The organism is Sneathiella sp. (assembly GCF_029233945.1).
Lineage (GTDB): Bacteria > Pseudomonadota > Alphaproteobacteria > Sneathiellales > Sneathiellaceae > Sneathiella.
The window spans coordinates 166,816-183,114 of record NZ_JARGOQ010000001.1; the positions used below are offsets into that span (position 1 = coordinate 166,816).

The following is a 16,299-nucleotide window of genomic DNA, read 5'->3' on the forward strand; positions in this document are numbered from 1 at the left end:
CGGATCTTGATTTCCGCAAGTTCCTGACGGCGGGCCAAAGTCGCTTCAAGCTCCTGGATGCTCTCTTTACGGAGTATCTCCGCATCTTCCTTGGCTCTTGCAACGATCTCTTCCGCAGTCTGCAGAGCATCATGCTGTCGCCGTTGATAATCCGCAAAGAGTGACTGCGCGTCTTCGCGAAGTTTCTTGGCTTCTTCCAGCTCTTCCCGGATTTTATCGGCCCGGGTATCGAGCTGCTTGGCAATCAGCGGCGGTACCTTGAAATAAACAAGAACTGCGAGGAAGCCGACAAAGGCAACGGCAACCCAAAAGGCGGGATCATGTAGCATCAGGCGTCTCCCTTCATGCTGGAGGCGACCGCGGCTTCCACATCTTTGTCGGAAACATCGAAGGCAACGAGCTTGGCTACCGCTGATTTCGCGGTATCGGCCGCAATCTCCCGCACGTGGCTGAGCGCCGTTTCCTTGGCGTCACGAATGCTGGCTTCCGCGGCCTGAGCCTTTTTCGCCAGCTTTGCATCCAGCTCTGCCTTGCTCGCGTCCTGCTCCTTGGCCATCGAGGCCTTCAGTTCAGAAACGATGCCATGAGCTTTGGCGCGGGCTTCTGCGAGAGCCCGTTCATAATCAGCTTTTGCCTTATCGGCGTCTTCACTCAGCCGTCTTGCTTCTTCCAAATCCGAAGAAATACGGTTTTGCCGACTTTCTAGAACATCTGAAATGCCGGGAATCGCGAGCTTCGCCATCAAAAAATAGAGAATGACAAATGAAATCGCGAGCCAGACAAGCTGCGGCGGGAAGTCTGCAATATTAAGTTGCGGCATACCGGCTCCTTAATCCAATCCTATCGACCCAAACTCTTAAAACTGAGAAAGGTTGATTAACCGAACAGGATCAGGAAGGCGATAACCAGCGCGAACAGCGCAACAGCTTCTGTCAGGGCAAAGCCGAGCAGCACGTTACCGAAAACTTTCGGAGCAGCAGCCGGATTGCGCAGGGAGCCAGAAACATAGGATCCGAAGATATTTCCGATACCCACACCCACACCTGCAAGTGCGATAGTCGCAAGGCCGGCACCGATCATCTTTGCGGCTTCTAATTCCATAATATTCTTCCTTCTAAATCAAGAACAACCAATGTTGAAGATTAACTAATACTCAATGATGCAGGTGAAGCGCATCGTTAAGATAGAGGCATGACAGGATGGCAAACACATAGGCCTGCAAGAATGCGACAAGGAATTCCAAGCCTGTCAAAACAACGATAAACCCGAGGGGCAGCCATCCGAGATAAATCCCGAGGCTGACGACAAATCCGCCAAACACTTTCAGCAGCGTATGTCCGGCTAGCATATTGGCGAACAAACGAACAGAGAGGCTGATGGGGCGAACGAAATAGGAAATGACCTCAATCGGGACCAGGATGATCAGCAAGACGACCGGCACACCGCTGGGGACAAAGAACGTCAGGAACTTGAACCCATGCCGGACGATGCCGATAATCGTCACGCCAACGAAAACGAGCGCCGCCAGAGCAAAAGTAACAATAATCTGGCTGGTCACCGTGAAAGTGTAGGGAATCATCCCGAGCAAGTTACAGAACAGCACAAACATGAACAGGGTGAAGATGAAGGGGAAGTATTTCCGCCCGTCAGAGCCCACATTGTCCTTGATCATATTGGCGATGAATTCGTAGCTGATTTCCGCCATGGACTGCATCCGGCCCGGCACCATGGCCCGTCCGCGCATGCTCCAGGTCAGGAAAAGGGTGATTGCGGCAATCGCGATAACCATGAACAGCGACGCGTTGGTGAAGGAGACGTCGAGACCACCCACGTCCATCGGAACCAGGCGCTTGATCTCGAATTGTGCAAGAGGGCTATGTTCTGACGCCACGATGCTGTTCCCGTCTTAAACTGTTTTAACTTGTTCCCAGACATCCAGCAAACTGCCGAATACCTAATCCTCATTCGCGCTGTCATTCATGCGCTTGCCGACTTTAATAACGTTGTATAGACCAACAACGGCACCGACAATCAAAAATACCAGCATTAACCACGGTTTCGTGTCCAACCATTTGTCGAGCAGCCAACCGACCCAGCCGCAAACCAGCAACGCCGCAACCATCTCGACCGATAATCGCCATGCCCTGCCGGCTGAACTGTTTTGCTCCACCTTCAATTCGCTGCGATTCCAGGAAGCCTGTTCCTGCTGTTGCTGCGCCTTTTTCAGCCGAGCTCTAAATTCTTCTTTCGAGGGAGGTTCAGGTTTAGTCATTCGCGTCTCCCGATGGAATGCACAATGCGGCCCATCAACCCCCACAGAAAGCGCGGGAAACATACGGTCTGCCCCCCGGAGTGTCAAGACCCTACGCGCGGCTTTTTCGCCAGATCCAAGAATGTTTTTTGTGATTGCCAAAACGAGAGGGAAGAGACCCTTAAGCCGCGTTTTCGGTAATCTCCTTGGCTTTCTCCAGATCGACCGAAACAAGCTGCGAAATTCCGCGCTCTGCCATGGTCACACCGAACAGCCGATCCATGCGTGCCATTGTGATCGGATGATGGGTAACCACCAAAAACCTTGTGTCGGAGTTTTGGGCGATACCATCCAACAGATGGCAAAGACGCTCCACATTGACGTCATCCAGCGGTGCATCCACTTCGTCGAGCACGCAGATAGGCGCGGGGTTAGTCAGGAAGACGGCAAAGAGAAGCGCAACTGCGGTTAATGCTTGTTCTCCACCCGACAGTAGCGACATGAGCTGGAGCTTCTTGCCGGGTGGGCTTGCCATGATTTCCAGACCTGCAGCAAGCGGATCATCGGATTCTGTCAGGGTGAGGTGCGCCTGTCCTCCGCCGAAGACCTGCTTGAACAAATGCTGAAAATGTTCATCCACCTTGGTGAAGGCTGCAAGCAGACGCTCCCGGCCTTCGCGGTTGAGGCCCGAGATGCCCTGCCGAAGCCGGGCAATTGCGGCGAGCAAGTCCTCGCGTTCCGTCATTAAAGTTGTGAGTTGCTCCTCTACTTCTTCGGCCTCAATTTCTGCGCGGAGATTGACGGGGCCCATATTATCCCGCTCCCGCTTCAGCCGCTCCAACTTGCGCTCACTGTCTTCAACGGGCGGAATTTCCTCACCTTCTTCGATACCGCCTGCGGCCTTGATCTGATCCGGAGAACATTCCAGTTTTTCACGGGTCTGCTCGGCGAGACCTTTCAGCACTTCTGTCATATGCTCCACATCGGACTGATGGCGTACCCGTTCCTCGCGGCAGGTCGCCAGCGCATCCTGGCATTTTTTAAGGGCGGCATCACATTCTGAAAGGATCGATTCGGCTTCCGCCAGCTTATCGCGTGCGCCGTTTCGCCTCCCTTCGGCGCGGGCGATTTCATCCATCAGGTTGTTACGCTTGGTCGCAATTTCTTCCGGCTTATTTTCTATCTCCGCGAGTTCTTCTGCGGTGTCCTTGAAACGCATTTCCAGCTGTACGAAATGAGCCGCCATATTTTTGTTGCGATCAATCCAGCTGATAACCTCTTTATCTATCGCAGTGAGGCGGTCACGTCGGGAGGCGGCCTCCCGTTCCAGTCGATCCGATTCGCTTCGAAGCACGGCGAGTTCGTCTCGCTTTTCATGAAGCTCTGACCGCAACAACTCTATTTCGCCGCGGCTGCCTTCTGTGTCCGGCAGTCGGTCCAGAAGCTGCTGCTTTGCCTCAAGGCTTTCCGCGAGAGATTCGTTCTCTGTGGAAAGCTCAGTAATATTTTCCTTTAGGGATGTAAGGCGGGACTGGCGCGCGGCGTTCTGTCGTATTTCCTCCGCGTTCTCGGCCCGCAGCTTGGAAAGCTCCTGTTCCTGCTCCCGTTGTTGCCGCCGGAGTTCTTTCACCTTCTCGGCGGCATTTCCGAGGAGTTCAGAACAGCCTTTCAGGTCGTTCGTGACGTTGGCGAGGATGTCCTGCTTCTTCCCAAGCTCCCTGGCAATCTCTTCCAACCGGTTGCGCTGCTCAAGGCGCGCCGTCGCGGGGGTTTTGGCTCCGGCCTTGCGCGTAAAGCCATCCCAACGCCAGAGATCGCCGTTCCGGGTCACAAGGCGTTGGCCAGCTTTCAAGTTGCCTTGCATGAGCGGGCCGTCTTTGGCGTCAATAACAGCAATCTGCGAGAGCCGGATTTTCAGGGCCGGATGTCCTGATACACACTGATCGAGTGTCTCCATACCGTCCTTGAAGCACTGGGAGGCTGCGGCACCATCCAGCGTTTTCCAGTAGACAGAGGCGGCCTCATCGGCGGGTGCTTCCAACTCGTCACCGAGGGCAGCGCCAAGCGCCATTTCATAACCTTTGGAAACCGTTAGCTCTTCGATAATGCCGGGCCATTCGCTATCGCTGGAATTTTCCAGAAGGCGAGAGAGAGTACGCTCCTCCGTCTCCAGCGTGGTGACATCGCGCTCGGCGAGCTTGACTTTCTCCCGCGCTTCCCGCTCGGCCCCGTCCGCTGACTGGCGCAGCATTTCGGCCTCATCACATGCCGTATTAAGATCATTTAGCGCCGCGATGTTTTCTTGCAGAGATGTGGAGGAAGTGGCACCATCATCCGCTACTATTTTTTCTTGCAGCGTCGCTTTTTCCCGATCAAGCTCAAGAAGACGCGCCTTGATCTTTTCAAGCTGCGTCGTTGCGGTTTCAATCTGTTGAACAAGACTGTTGCGTTCAGCAAGTTCAGCAGCAACTGTTTCTGTTTTCGTATCGAACGCGGATTGCAACTCCTGAAGGGATGCTGCCTTTTCGTCCACCTTGGCAAGCATGGCTTCCGCGCGCGGTCCCGCAGTTTCCGTCTCATCTTTTAATGCGGATTTTTCTTCTTCGAGACGGGCTATTGCCTCCGCCGAATCTTTCTCGAGATCCTTCTCACGGATCATATCATGCGAGATCTGGCTTTTACGGTCTTCCAACTGTTGCTTTGTCCGTTTGGCTCGCTCTTCCTCCGCGTCGAGACTTTCACGGGCGACGGTCAGTCGATGAACTGCAGAGGCTGCTGCAGCCTCTGCATCGCGGAGAGGCTTTAGCGCCTCGTTGGCGCGCAATGTCGCCGATTCTGCGGCCGCCGCCTGCCGGGTCAGTTCATTAACGGCCATTACCGCTTGTTCATATTTCTCCCGTGCTTCAGCTGCTTTTGCTTGCGCCTGCTGATGCTTGCGGAAGAGCAACAATGCTTCTGTCTTGCGAATATGACCGGAAAGATTGCGATAGCGGTTGGCCTGCCGGGCCTGCCGCTTGAGATTGCCGAGCTGTACTTCAAGCTGTTCAATCACGTCATCGACGCGCTCAAGATTGCTTTCCGCTGAGTTCAGGCGAAGCTCTGCCTCATGTCGACGGGAATGCAGACCCGAAATCCCGGCGGCTTCTTCCAGCAGATGCCGTCGTTCTTTCGGCTTGGCATTGATAAGGGCGCCAACCCGGCCCTGACTGACAATCGCGGTGGAATGAGCACCCGTCGCAAGATCTGCGAATAGAAGCTGCACATCGCGGGCGCGGGCAACTTTTCCGTTGATTCGATAATCCGATCCCGTTTCGCGCCGGATACGACGTGAGACGTCAAGCTCCGGCGAATCGTTATAAGAGGCGGGGGCGGTTCTTTCACGGTTATCGAGGCCAAGAGTGACTTCCGCGGCGTTGCGCGGTGGCCGCGATGTCGTCCCGGCAAAAATCACGTCATCCATGGCACCGCCGCGCAGGTTTCTTGCGGAGGTTTCGCCCATCACCCATGTCAGGGCTTCGACAAGATTCGATTTGCCGCAGCCATTCGGGCCGACAATTCCGGTGAGGCCGTCCTTAATCAGAAGTTCCGTCGGCTCCACAAAGGATTTGAAACCCGACAGTCGTAAATGCGAAAACTTCACAGCCTCTCCATCGCCCGGTAATCTATGTCAATGTCTTTAAATAATTGTCCAGAGCCTCAAAACTTCTGCTCTGCTCGTATTTTTCACCCTGAATAAAGAGTGTCGGTGTCGAATCGACACCGAACTGAGTGGAACCGATCAGGCTCTCGGATGCGATCGCATCAACCAGTTCCTGATTGGTCAGGCAATTCACGAATTCCTCCAGGGCGACGCCGTGATTTCCGCCAATCTCGATAAGGGCGAGGGCCGGGTCTTCCTGCCGCGTCCAGTTATCCTGCTGCGTAAATAGCACGTCGATCATTTCGAAGAACTTGCTGTCATCGCCGGTACATTCCGAGAGGATTGCTGCAATAAAGGCAAAGCGGTCGAGCGGGAAGTGGCGGTAAACAAATTTCACCTTGCCGGTATCGATATAGTTCTTTTTGAGATCACCAAATGTGTGATTGTGGAAGTTGCCGCAATGGCCGCATGTCAACGACGCATACTCGATAATGGTCACGGGCGCTGTCGGGAAGCCGAGAACGTGATCGCTTTCCAGAATTTGAGGTTTCGCGGCCTGAGCTTCACGCGGCGCAAATACTCCCGTTAGAGCGGTTGCCGCAAAAGGCAGGGCGCTGCCTGCCGCTACAAAATGTCGCCTGGAAATAGCCAATTTGTTATCTTTCCTACTATATGTGGTGCCAGTATAACTTTTCATTCTTCAATCCTCAAACGATTCCTGCAATTTCTCGCAACATAATATGGAAATAGATATTTTGTAGTGGTTAACCGGCTTCATCGGGATCATCACGTTTTTGTGTCTTGTTTCGAGCACTCAACATTGAGGTAGCCACGCTTTCGAGCCGCTTTTTCAAATCCGGTTCGGAAACATCTGAAAGTATCGTCTCGATCCAGACTTTCTGGGATTCTGTAAGGGGGAGCGACGGGGCGGGCTTTTGAATTTCAGGCTTTTTTACCGGTGCCTGGATCAATTGTAGCCGCGCGACTGCCCGATAACCGAAGAAGCTGTTGATCCGTTCTATCACCAGCGGTTCAAAATGTTGAAATTCCGGCGCCCATCCCGGTGCGACCCTGATTCGAAGCGTCGCATCCTTGTTGCCTTGCCGTGAATAGCTGAATTTTTCCGGGCTTGAATAATTTGCGAGATTTGGCCCGACAATAGCCGACCATTGGTTAAGGATGTCAGCCTGGGCGAATCCGCGCTTGATGAGCGCCGCCTTTGAGGATTTCCCGATCAGGCTGGCGATTGCGCGCGGCCCGGCTGCTACTTTCGCTTTTCTCACCTTGTCCCTTATCTATCCCCGTAACTTCGCATTGCCTCAGGATATAAACTTCGCCATAACCTGTAGCAATATGATTGAACAGAAGCCGCCACAAAAGTCTTTTTCCGCCGCCATTCTCAATTGGTATGATCGCCATGCCCGACGGTTGCCCTGGCGAAGTCTTCCCGGCGAGCAACCAGACCCGTATCATGTCTGGCTGAGCGAGATCATGCTACAGCAGACGACTGTAGTGACCGTCGGCCCTTATTTCGATAAATTCCTGACGCTCTGGCCAACCGTCCAGGATATGGCCGCTGCCCCGCTGGATGATATCCTGACGGCTTGGGCAGGTCTTGGATATTACGCACGGGCCCGAAACCTTCATAAATGCGCGATCGCCATATCCGAGGGGTATAACGGACAATTTCCCTCTGAAAGGGATCAGCTTCTAGCACTTCCGGGTGTTGGGCCCTATACGGCCGCCGCGATTTCGGCAATTGCGTTTAATAAGTCTGAAACCGTTGTGGATGGGAATATCGAGCGGATTATCAGTCGGCTATATCGCATTGATACGCCGCTTCCGTCCGCGAAGACTGAGATAACCACCTATGCGGCGAAGCTAACGCCCTTGCGTCGTGCCGGAGATTACGCGCAGGCGCTTATGGATATCGGCGCAACCATATGCACACCGCGATCGCCGAACTGCGGAGGGTGTCCTGTGTCCGATTTCTGCGCCGCCGGCACGACCGGAGATATGGAGCGATTCCCGGTAAAAGCGCCAAAGAAAGTAAAACCAACGCGACGTGCCGTGGTGTTTTGGCTTGAGCGGCTTGATGGTTTTGTCTTGCTCTGCCGTCGGGAGGAGAAGGGACTCCTCGGTGGTATGATGGAGTTCCCGTCGACGGAGTGGTGTGAGGAGGAGATCGGGGTTGAAGAGGCTATGAATAGCTTGTTCTCAAATGGCTTTCAGAAATGGACAGACCGTCCCTCGGAAAAGGAATTGGTGCGCCATACCTTCACGCATTTTCATCTCGAACTGCGGCCTGTCGTAGTTTTGATCAAGGGAACGGACACGTCGATATTACCGAGCGGACAATGGGTCAGGCCCGAGGACTTCGGCAGCTATGCTTTGCCGACCCTGATGACCAAGGTCTTGCGTGCCGTTGTTAAAGGCCGGGGCTGACGAACTCTTCTTTCGATACTTTTCCATCGGCATTCTTGTCGAGCTTATCGAAACGAGCAAGTCCGGCGGCTTTAATTTCCTCCAAGGTGACAATCGTGTCTCCATTGGTATCCATTTCTTTATATTCATCAGGAACAGGAACTTCGGAGTGGGCCGGAGCGGTTACGGAGCGGAGGCTTTCTGCCTGCACATATTCCTCATACTCAACTTTGCCGTCGGAATTAAGATCATATTCCTTGAACAGGCGCTCGCGATAGGCTTCGGTCTCGGCCCTTGAGATGGCGCCATCCGCATCCCTGTCCATGCCGAGAAAACGGGATTCTTCGTATGCAGCTGCCGGGTGACTGGCCGCGATGGTGAGTGTGCCGGCCAGAATAATTGCGAGTGAAAGTCTGTTCATTGCGTCCCCTTCCAAATTGGAGGGGCACGGAGACCCCTCAGTTCATTTCTGCGCGTACCTGTTGGCGAAGCACGTCGATGGAAACGGCTTTTCCCTCCGCGTCAAAATGCCAGAAGGTCCAGCCGTTGCAGCTGCTGGCGCCTTGTAATTGAGCCCCGACCTTGTGGATTGAGCCTGTCACATCGGAAGCAATCAGGCTGCCATCCGCACGTACCTTTGCTTTATACCGTTTCCGCGCGTCAAACAAGATTTGTCCTGCGGACAGGAGCCCTCTTTCGACAACCGAGCCGAAGGGAATTCTCGGCTCCTGACGTTTGCTGCGGGTAAATTCCAAGTCGTCTGCCGAGAGCTGGTTTACTTTGCGGATCCGCTCCTTGGCGACGTTAATGTATTTTTCCTCGCGCTCAAGCCCGATATAGTGTCGGCCAAGTTTGCGGGCAACTGCTCCGGTGGTTCCGGTACCAAAAAATGGGTCCAGAATAACGTCTCCGGGGTTGGAGGCAGCAGTCAGTACGCGATAGAGCAGGGATTCCGGCTTCTGGGTGGTGTGGGCCTTTTCACCTTCGATCTTCAGCCGTTCACCGCCACTACAGATCGGTAAATGCCAGTCAGAGCGCATTTGTACGTCGTCGTTCATGACTTTGAGCGCATCGTAATTGAAAGTGAGGTTTTTCGCTTCCTGCCCCTTGGAGCACCAGATCAATGTCTCATGTGCATTGGTGAAGCGGGTGCCCCGAAAGTTCGGCATCGGGTTGGTCTTTCGCCAGATGACATCATTCAAGACCCAGAAGCCGAGATCCTGCAGGCTGGCGCCAACGCGGAAAATATTATGATAGGATCCGATCACCCAAAGAGCGCCATTGTCTTTGAGCACGCGCTTCGCCGCGGCAAGCCAGGCGCGCGTGAAGATATCGTAGGCTTCAAAGCTTTCGAACTGATCCCAGTGATCGGTGACGGCGTCAACAAAGCTGTCGTCTGGACGGCGCAACTCGCCGGACAGCTGCATATTATAGGGCGGATCCGCGAAAATCATGTCCACGGAATTTTCCGGCAGGCTGTTCATCAATTCGATGCAGTCGCCCTTTAAAATCTGGTCAAGCGGTAGCTTCTGTTTCTGGGTCATTCAAATTATTCTGCAATTATTCACTGCGGATATACTGATTCGGTCGATTCGCTGCGTCAATATATTTCGTTGAATCAGTATGTTAGAGAATAATTCTGAACTTTCGCTTAATCATCAGACAGGAGGGAGCGGATGGGGGCGAAACTTCGCCTATGTTGTGGTGTGATGCCGAATTCACGCAATCCCTTGCGGTGCCGTGCCGTGCCGTATCCGGCATTTTTCTCCCATTCGTACTGCGGATAGACCTCTGCCAATGCGCACATTTTCCGATCTCGTGTCACTTTTGCCACTATCGAGGCGGCTGCTATGGAGAGGGAACGACCGTCGCCTCTAACAATCAAACGGCTCGGAATGCCAAGTTTCGGGTCCCGGTTTCCATCGACAAGGGCGATGTCGGGACGGGTGGGAAGGGCCTCCATCGCGCGGCGCATGGCAAGCAGGCTTGCCTGCAGAATATTATGCTGGTCAATCTCCTGGACACTGGCTTCCCCGGTGCCGACAAACGATGTCGCAAAGATTGCATCGAATAGCGCTTCGCGTTTTGCCTTTGACAGCTTCTTGCTGTCCTGGATACCGTCCGGGATATTGTTTTGGTCAAGAATGACCGCTGCCGCGACGACCGGGCCGGCAAACGGGCCCCGGCCGACTTCATCGATACCTGCGACGCGCCCTGTTTCAAGCATCTCAAGGGATAAATCAGGGAATTTTGCAACTGCTCGGGACATGCTCCCTCATTAGCATGTGCCAGACACTAAAATAAATTCATTTGTCGCTTATCGCGATCCGGCTTCATGAAAAGGTCGGTCGCAAGGTCATATTTCCTGCCATCAAAGCCGAGTTGCTGACAGGCGAGACGAAATCTTTTGTTGATAAGCGCAGCGTAAGGCCCGGTGCCAACCATGCGCTTTCCAAACTCCGCATCGTAATCCTTCCCGCCCCGGGTCGAGCGGACAAGTTTCATTACCCGCGCGGCTCTGTCCGGGAAATTTTCCAAGAGCCAGTTTTCAAAGAGGCCCGCCACATCGAACGGGAGGCGGAGCAGAAGATAGATTGCACTGGACGCCCCCCTGGCCTTCGCTTCCATCAAAATGCGTTCAAGTTCATGATCATTCAGACCTGGTATCATGGGGGAGGCCTGAACAAGTGTCTTAACCCCAGCTTTGCTTAAAGTTTCAATCGCGGCAAGCCGTTTATGCGGTGCGCTGGCCCTTGGTTCCATAACGCGGGCGAGATGTTTATCCAGTGTGGTCACGGATATGCCGACGGACACAAGGTTGTCTTTTGCAAGCGGGGCCAGAAGATCCAGATCACGCAAAACAAGATCGGATTTGGTCGTGATTGTGAAAGGATGCCGGGTCTTGGCCAGCAGCTTGATAATCTCCCGTGTAATCTTAAGCTTCTTCTCGATCGGCTGATAGGGATCTGTATTCGTGCCGAGCGCGATGGGTTTACACTGATAGGAGGGACGGGATATCTCGACGGCCAGTAGCTCCGCCGCGTTCGGCTTGGCGAACAGCTTGCTTTCGAAATCGAGGCCAGCGGAAAGATTCATATAGCCATGGCTCGGCCTCGCGTAGCAATAAATGCATCCATGCTCACAGCCGCGGTAGGCGTTTACGGACCGGTCAAAGGGAAGGTCGGGCGACATATTCCGGCTGAGGATGGATTTTGGCCGCTCAATCGTGACCGTCGTTTTTAGCCTCTCAGTATCGTCCTCATGAGCAACGTCCCAGCCATCGTCAATAAAATCCCGTTCGGAAAGCTCAAACCGGCCATCCGGATTGGCGGTGGCACCGCGTCCGTGCCGCTTGTTTTTATCAAAAGGGATGACCTGATTGTCCTGCATGATTTTAAGATACCCAATTTTAAAGAACAAAACAAGAACAAATTAATAAACGGTGATGCGACCGAATTCGAAATACCGGACGTATAACTAATATGTCGTCAAAGAGGAAGGAATGAGAAGATGCGAAAACTCGGAATTCTCCTGCTTGGGATGATACTGTTCGGTAGCTTTTCGGTTGCACACGCTGATAGCTGGCACAGCAGCAAGCACGGCTCTGTGTCGAAGGGATCGAAGGGGCACGGTTCCGCCGTATATGGCAAAGGCCACAAGCAAAAGCCGGATACCGGGCGGAATATTACCTATGGCCCACAACATTCAAAGAAAAAATATGTTCATAAGCCGCCGTCGAAGGGACAAGCGGCGCACAAATGGCCTGCGCCGAAGGTGGCGTATGTGAAGCCGCAGCATAAGCCTTACTACAAAAAACCTTATCACAAGTCATACCGGCCGAAATATGTCTATGTAAAACCTGTCTATGTGCCCCGCTATTACGGTTATCATCCATACCGGGGATACTACTGGCCATTCGTTAACGTACGCTTTGTGGTCAATCTCACGTCACGCCAGATTGAACATCATCATCAGGCGTTATATTCCGCCCTGGATGCGCCCGTCGGGCATGTCACGACATGGCGCGATGGCGGCCAAAGCGGAAGTATTGTCATCCTTCGGGACGGGTATGATGCCTATGGTAATCTCTGTAAGCAATATAGACAGACCCTGACTTACCGCGGACATGTGACAAGCAGTGTGGAGACATCCTGTCTGTCACAGGACGGATATTGGATCTCTGTTTGATGCGTAGATGAAATCAGTTAGCGCGGAAATTCCAAAAACGGGGATTCCGTGCTATCCTTTTGCAAGCTGGGTCAGACGATGCATGCTGGCCTTTTCAAGAAAATCATAGGCGATTTCATCCAGCTTATTGAAGCTGAAGGCAACCTGGTTCTTTCCGACCAGAATACGTGTCACGACGGCGATGGAGTTGGTGGTTGCGGTTCTGCTCGTATCGTAGGCGATTTGCCGGACGGAAACCTTTTCGCCAACAGGCGGACGCCCCGCAAAATCATCTATACGGAACCCCCCGAGACTCCAGTCATAGGTAGCGAACTCAAGGTTTCCCAGCGTGAGATGAAGCTTTGGAACCTCAAAGCGTCGATCTTTGCGGTTATGCCCGCGATATCCTGTAGTGATAAAAATACGTTTCATTTCGATTTCTAGATCCCGTTTCAGGGCATGTGCTGAAACATCTTAGCGACCTAAAAATTAAAATTGAGTTGCCTTCAGGCGGAAATTTGTGATTTCAGATCAATCGGTTCAGCTTTTCGATCGCTTTTCATGCTCCTGCAGCCGATCAAACAGCTCGACAAAATTACAGGGCATAAATCGATAGTCGAGTTGATGAATAAGGATATCGTCCCATGCATCCTTCACCGCGCCGGTCGAGCCGGGAAGCGCAAACAGATAGGTGCCGCGCGCGACCCCGGCGCTTGCCCGGGACTGAATGGTTGAGGTGCCGATTTTCTGATAGCTCAGCATGCGAAAGAGCTCTCCAAAGCCGGGGATCTCTTTTTCATACAGTGCATCGAAAGCCTCCGGGGTTACGTCTCGTCCTGTCATACCTGTACCTCCGGTCGAGATAACGACATCGATATTGTCATCTTCAATCCAGTGAGTGACGGCATTCTGGATATCGTCAATCTCGTCATGGACGATCTTCCTGTCGGCGAGGGTGTGACCGGCGGCCTCCAGCCGATCAACGAGAGTTTTACCTGACGTGTCTTCCGCCAGGCCGCGACTGTCCGATACGGTAAGGACGGCGATCCGTACCGAGATAAAGGGGCGGGATGTGTCAATTCCGGGCATTGTCCGCGATCTCGTTTTCCCAGTGATCCAATTGTTGATACTCGGGCCATTCACCCCGCGCCATTTGATCAAGCGCAGGCAGGTCCTGACCCATACGATGCCTGTAAATCCAGAAATTTGTCAAAACCCTTTTTATGAAATTCCGGGTTTCCTTGCTTGGCATCGCCTCAATAAAGAAAAGCGGGTCATCATTATATTTGGTTTCCGACTTCCATTTTTTCAGATTTCCGGGCCCTCCGTTATAGGCTGCAGTCAGGTTGAAGAGATTGGTGTCGACATCTTTATATTTCATCAGATAGGTCAGATATTTCTGGCCAAGCTCAAGATTATAGGCCGGATCGAAAAGCTTTTTGTTATTCCTGTTGCGAAGTGACCTGTCGCCGGAAAGATAGCTCGCCGTGGATGGCATGATCTGCATCAGGCCTTTTGCGCCGGCGCCGCTTCGCGCCAAAGAATAAAATCCGGATTCCTGCCGCATAAAGGCGTAGAGCAGCGCACGATCCACCTTGAAGCCGTTCTTCGGGTGCCATTTCGGCATTGGGTAGATTGCAGCGTCCCAGGCTTCATCTTTATTTTCCCAAAGATAGAGGCCAATGCGCATGGCGACGGAGGGTGCTCCGATTTGCTCCGATAGGGCCAGCAGCAGTGGAGCAAGCTTGTCATTCGCGCTTGGAAAGGCAGCGCGTAACTCCTGTGCGGCTAGGTCATATAGCCCTATTTCACTTAAAGCGACCGCGCGTTTGGCTGACGGGATTTTAAGCAGCCACGCGATTTGCTCTGAATTTAGCCGTGGCAGGTTCCAACTGAAAGGTTTCTCGACACCAAGCTGGCGCAGCGCAAGCAGTCCGTAAAATGTGCGCGGCTGGCTCGCCGTTCGTTCAAGAAAAAGATATGCCTTTTCAGGCTCGCCAAGTTTCAGATAGGCGCGCGATGCCCACCAATTAGCGGCGGTGTAGTTCCAGTCTGAAATTCGGCTGACGTCCGCCAATGCCGCAAAATGTTCCGCGGCCTTGTCAATACGGCCCATACGCCAGGCGGCAAGCCCGGCGGTCCAATCGGCAAGCGGAACATATTTGCGGGAATTTTTGAGTGCCGCCTCGGCAAATTCAATCGCCTGTTCATCGCGAGCATAGAGGAAATAGCTTTTCGCGATCTTTTCCCGAAGCTGGTCGAGTTCCACCTGATCGAGCAGCTTCCTGATCTTTTTCTGCCGGAGATATTTCACTGCATTGGTTGGCTGATCCCGGTAAAGGTACCGGTTGACTACGCGTTTCGCATGAGCGACATCATTGCGCGTTTGGGCCGATCTTTTGCGGCTACTTTTGTAGGAGCGGGAGAGGAAGACAGGCTGGCCGGGGCCGGTCCCGCCCAGATAACGTCCATTCAAGGGCTTGGACAAGGGTTTCCATCCTTTAATCCGACGGCTCTTAGCCAGCTTGTAAAGACGGTGCGCACCCGGATGGTCGTAATAGGCCTTCATCCAAAGATGAAGTTCCTCATAGCTTGCCCGGTACTTTGTCGGGTGCATATAGCGCTGAAACCTGACATGACCGAGAAGAATATTGTCTGAGAGGCCCTTTATGAGTTTGTCCGCTTTCTTCCAGTGGCCCTGTTCCTGCAACGCAAATATTTCGCGATATCCTTCCGCATCCGCAAGCGAGAGAACAGAGGGAACGTCGCGTGCCATAGCAGGCGAGCCCGTCAAAACGACGGCGGAAATCAACAGCGCCATCGAGGCGATCAATCTGGGGATATTCTTCATAGACCAGACAATAAAAATAAAATGCGACCTACAGGGTAAGTTCAACCCGTTAGGAAAAGGTTATCGTTGTTATTCCATTTCTGCCTTCAGGCTGAGCAGGTCCGCCCAGGCAAGCTTTTTAGATCCTGGTTGGTCAATCAGAAAGGCCGGATGAAAAATCGGCAGTATTCTTGCGTGAACTTCACTAATTTGCAAATCATTCCACACCCCCCTGAGCCTGTTGATGCCCGTCTTCTTATCCAGCAGGTATCCCGCCGCTTCCCCACAGGCCAGGATAAAATCGGGATTAGCCAGCTCTATATGGCGAAGGGCGAAGGGCAGACACAAGGCGCGCTCTTCTTCCGTCGGAGCCCTCCCACCCGGAGGCCGCCAAGGAATCGCACTTGCAAGATAGACGTCACTGCGTTCAAGGCCGATAGCTGCCAGCATCCTATCAAGTAATTGCCCGGCAGTGCCGGAGAAGGGCAGGCCGCTCCGATCCTCATCACTGGAGGGTTGCCGGTCGATGATCATGAGTTTCGCAGCTGGGCTGCCCTCGGCAAAGACTGTATGGCTCGCTAGTTTTTTAAGGGCGCAATGCTCGAATTTCTCAAGGGCGGCGCGCAGCGCGTCGATGGTCTCGCAGGCTGCAGCAATCTCCTGTGCCGCGCGTATTCCTTCCGCGAGGGACGGAACGGACGTATTCGGTGCGGCCGAATTCTGCCGGATTGGTTTGGTGATGAGGGCTGCCTGGGAAGGCGCTGCGGTGGGTGACGCTGATTGCTGTTTAGGAAGCTGATAGCGATTAACCGGCTCTTCGCCGATAGTCTCTGTTACTCCCGCGTCAAGATAGAAGCGAAGCAGTGCCGCCATGTCAGTTTCCGATTGCATGCCATATCATAGCAGCCCTTTTTCCGGTTAGAGAAGATGGGCGGTGAAAGAATTTTATCGCGGAATGAAAACGCCTGATGAATCATATGCGCGCCG

General features: G+C 53.3%; 18 protein-coding genes. 2 read left to right on the forward strand and 16 right to left on the reverse strand.

Features of this window, described 5'->3' with window-relative positions; all coding sequences use genetic code 11:
• The 8 genes from P1U71_RS00845 to P1U71_RS00880 form a co-directional block, all read right to left on the reverse strand.
• The coding region (locus tag P1U71_RS00845; protein ID WP_301103648.1) for an ATP F0F1 synthase subunit B at window positions 1–329 on the reverse strand (329 nt) is incomplete at its 3' end.
• Window positions 329–820, reverse strand: coding sequence for a hypothetical protein (locus P1U71_RS00850; protein ID WP_301103649.1), 492 nt, complete (start codon window positions 818–820; stop codon window positions 329–331). The genes P1U71_RS00850 and P1U71_RS00845, both read right to left, overlap by 1 nt.
• Window positions 821–876: 56 nt before the next feature.
• Window positions 877–1,101: a F0F1 ATP synthase subunit C gene (locus tag P1U71_RS00855; protein ID WP_161313699.1), complete on the reverse strand. Its 225-nt coding sequence runs from the start codon at window positions 1,099–1,101 to the stop codon at window positions 877–879.
• 52 nt (window positions 1,102–1,153) lie between these two features.
• Window positions 1,154–1,891 carry a F0F1 ATP synthase subunit A gene (locus P1U71_RS00860; protein ID WP_301103650.1) on the reverse strand — a complete coding sequence of 246 codons (738 nt, stop codon included), beginning with the start codon at window positions 1,889–1,891 and terminating at the stop codon, window positions 1,154–1,156.
• A 63-nt stretch (window positions 1,892–1,954) separates the two neighbouring features.
• Complete coding sequence (locus P1U71_RS00865) at window positions 1,955–2,272, reverse strand: AtpZ/AtpI family protein (RefSeq protein ID WP_301103651.1); 318 nt, start codon at window positions 2,270–2,272, stop codon at window positions 1,955–1,957.
• Between the two features lie 160 nt (window positions 2,273–2,432).
• The gene (gene smc / locus P1U71_RS00870; protein WP_301103652.1) at window positions 2,433–5,891 is read right to left on the reverse strand and encodes a chromosome segregation protein SMC; all 3,459 of its coding nucleotides are present in this window, start codon (window positions 5,889–5,891) and stop codon (window positions 2,433–2,435) included.
• A gap of 22 nt (window positions 5,892–5,913) precedes the next feature.
• Window positions 5,914–6,543: a DsbA family protein gene (locus tag P1U71_RS00875; RefSeq protein WP_301103653.1), complete on the reverse strand. Its 630-nt coding sequence runs from the start codon at window positions 6,541–6,543 to the stop codon at window positions 5,914–5,916.
• Between the two features lie 112 nt (window positions 6,544–6,655).
• A complete protein-coding gene (locus P1U71_RS00880) occupies window positions 6,656–7,174 on the reverse strand; it encodes a DUF721 domain-containing protein (protein ID WP_301103654.1) in 519 nt (172 codons plus the stop codon).
• 70 nt (window positions 7,175–7,244) lie between these two features.
• Between P1U71_RS00880 and mutY the strand changes: the two genes are divergently transcribed.
• The gene (gene mutY / locus P1U71_RS00885; RefSeq protein ID WP_301103655.1) at window positions 7,245–8,336 is read left to right on the forward strand and encodes an A/G-specific adenine glycosylase; all 1,092 of its coding nucleotides are present in this window, start codon (window positions 7,245–7,247) and stop codon (window positions 8,334–8,336) included.
• Here the strand turns inward: mutY and P1U71_RS00890 are convergent.
• From P1U71_RS00890 to P1U71_RS00905, 4 genes are all read right to left on the reverse strand, one after another.
• Entirely contained in the window at window positions 8,320–8,736 is a 417-nt protein-coding gene (locus P1U71_RS00890) for a hypothetical protein (RefSeq protein ID WP_301103656.1), read from the reverse strand. The two genes, mutY and P1U71_RS00890, sit on opposite strands and share 17 nt — an antisense overlap.
• A 37-nt stretch (window positions 8,737–8,773) precedes the next feature.
• Window positions 8,774–9,859 carry a site-specific DNA-methyltransferase gene (locus tag P1U71_RS00895; RefSeq protein WP_301103657.1) on the reverse strand — a complete coding sequence of 362 codons (1,086 nt, stop codon included), beginning with the start codon at window positions 9,857–9,859 and terminating at the stop codon, window positions 8,774–8,776.
• A gap of 107 nt (window positions 9,860–9,966) precedes the next feature.
• Window positions 9,967–10,584, reverse strand: coding sequence for a ribonuclease HII (locus tag P1U71_RS00900; RefSeq protein WP_301103658.1), 618 nt, complete (start codon window positions 10,582–10,584; stop codon window positions 9,967–9,969).
• Window positions 10,585–10,610: 26 nt separating this feature from the next.
• Window positions 10,611–11,705: a PA0069 family radical SAM protein gene (locus P1U71_RS00905; RefSeq protein ID WP_301103659.1), complete on the reverse strand. Its 1,095-nt coding sequence runs from the start codon at window positions 11,703–11,705 to the stop codon at window positions 10,611–10,613.
• 120 nt (window positions 11,706–11,825) lie between these two features.
• Here P1U71_RS00905 and P1U71_RS00910 point away from each other — a divergent pair, with 120 nt between their 5' ends.
• The gene (locus tag P1U71_RS00910; protein ID WP_301103660.1) at window positions 11,826–12,503 is read left to right on the forward strand and encodes a hypothetical protein; all 678 of its coding nucleotides are present in this window, start codon (window positions 11,826–11,828) and stop codon (window positions 12,501–12,503) included.
• Between the two features lie 51 nt (window positions 12,504–12,554).
• Here the strand turns inward: P1U71_RS00910 and P1U71_RS00915 are convergent, their stop codons facing one another.
• The 4 genes from P1U71_RS00915 to P1U71_RS00930 all read right to left on the reverse strand — a co-directional run bounded on the left by P1U71_RS00915 (window position 12,555) and on the right by P1U71_RS00930 (window position 16,185).
• The gene (locus tag P1U71_RS00915) at window positions 12,555–12,914 is read right to left on the reverse strand and encodes a hypothetical protein (protein WP_301103661.1); all 360 of its coding nucleotides are present in this window, start codon (window positions 12,912–12,914) and stop codon (window positions 12,555–12,557) included.
• Between the two features lie 108 nt (window positions 12,915–13,022).
• Window positions 13,023–13,571: a molybdenum cofactor biosynthesis protein B gene (gene moaB / locus P1U71_RS00920; protein ID WP_301103662.1), complete on the reverse strand. Its 549-nt coding sequence runs from the start codon at window positions 13,569–13,571 to the stop codon at window positions 13,023–13,025.
• On the reverse strand, window positions 13,558–15,333 hold the full coding sequence (locus tag P1U71_RS00925) for a lytic transglycosylase domain-containing protein (RefSeq protein ID WP_301103663.1): 1,776 nt from the start codon (window positions 15,331–15,333) through the stop codon (window positions 13,558–13,560). Before P1U71_RS00925 ends, moaB begins: the two co-directional genes overlap by 14 nt.
• 69 nt (window positions 15,334–15,402) lie before the next feature.
• Window positions 15,403–16,185 carry a uracil-DNA glycosylase gene (locus P1U71_RS00930; protein ID WP_301103664.1) on the reverse strand — a complete coding sequence of 261 codons (783 nt, stop codon included), beginning with the start codon at window positions 16,183–16,185 and terminating at the stop codon, window positions 15,403–15,405.
• Window positions 16,186–16,299: the final 114 nt, after the last annotated feature.

Coding starts and splice junctions, on each gene's coding strand:
- P1U71_RS00850 (WP_301103649.1), bottom strand. CDS start 820: ATGCCGCAACTTAATATTGCAGACTTCCCGCCGCAGCTTGTCTGGCTC.
- P1U71_RS00855 (WP_161313699.1), bottom strand. CDS start 1,101: ATGGAATTAGAAGCCGCAAAGATGATCGGTGCCGGCCTTGCGACTATC.
- P1U71_RS00865 (WP_301103651.1), bottom strand. CDS start 2,272: ATGACTAAACCTGAACCTCCCTCGAAAGAAGAATTTAGAGCTCGGCTG.
- mutY (WP_301103655.1), top strand. CDS start 7,245: ATGATTGAACAGAAGCCGCCACAAAAGTCTTTTTCCGCCGCCATTCTC.
- P1U71_RS00890 (WP_301103656.1), bottom strand. CDS start 8,736: ATGAACAGACTTTCACTCGCAATTATTCTGGCCGGCACACTCACCATC.
- P1U71_RS00895 (WP_301103657.1), bottom strand. CDS start 9,859: ATGACCCAGAAACAGAAGCTACCGCTTGACCAGATTTTAAAGGGCGAC.
- P1U71_RS00900 (WP_301103658.1), bottom strand. CDS start 10,584: ATGTCCCGAGCAGTTGCAAAATTCCCTGATTTATCCCTTGAGATGCTT.
- P1U71_RS00905 (WP_301103659.1), bottom strand. CDS start 11,705: ATGCAGGACAATCAGGTCATCCCTTTTGATAAAAACAAGCGGCACGGA.
- P1U71_RS00910 (WP_301103660.1), top strand. CDS start 11,826: ATGCGAAAACTCGGAATTCTCCTGCTTGGGATGATACTGTTCGGTAGC.
- P1U71_RS00915 (WP_301103661.1), bottom strand. CDS start 12,914: ATGAAACGTATTTTTATCACTACAGGATATCGCGGGCATAACCGCAAA.
- moaB (WP_301103662.1), bottom strand. CDS start 13,571: ATGCCCGGAATTGACACATCCCGCCCCTTTATCTCGGTACGGATCGCC.
- P1U71_RS00925 (WP_301103663.1), bottom strand. CDS start 15,333: ATGAAGAATATCCCCAGATTGATCGCCTCGATGGCGCTGTTGATTTCC.
- P1U71_RS00930 (WP_301103664.1), bottom strand. CDS start 16,185: ATGGCGGCACTGCTTCGCTTCTATCTTGACGCGGGAGTAACAGAGACT.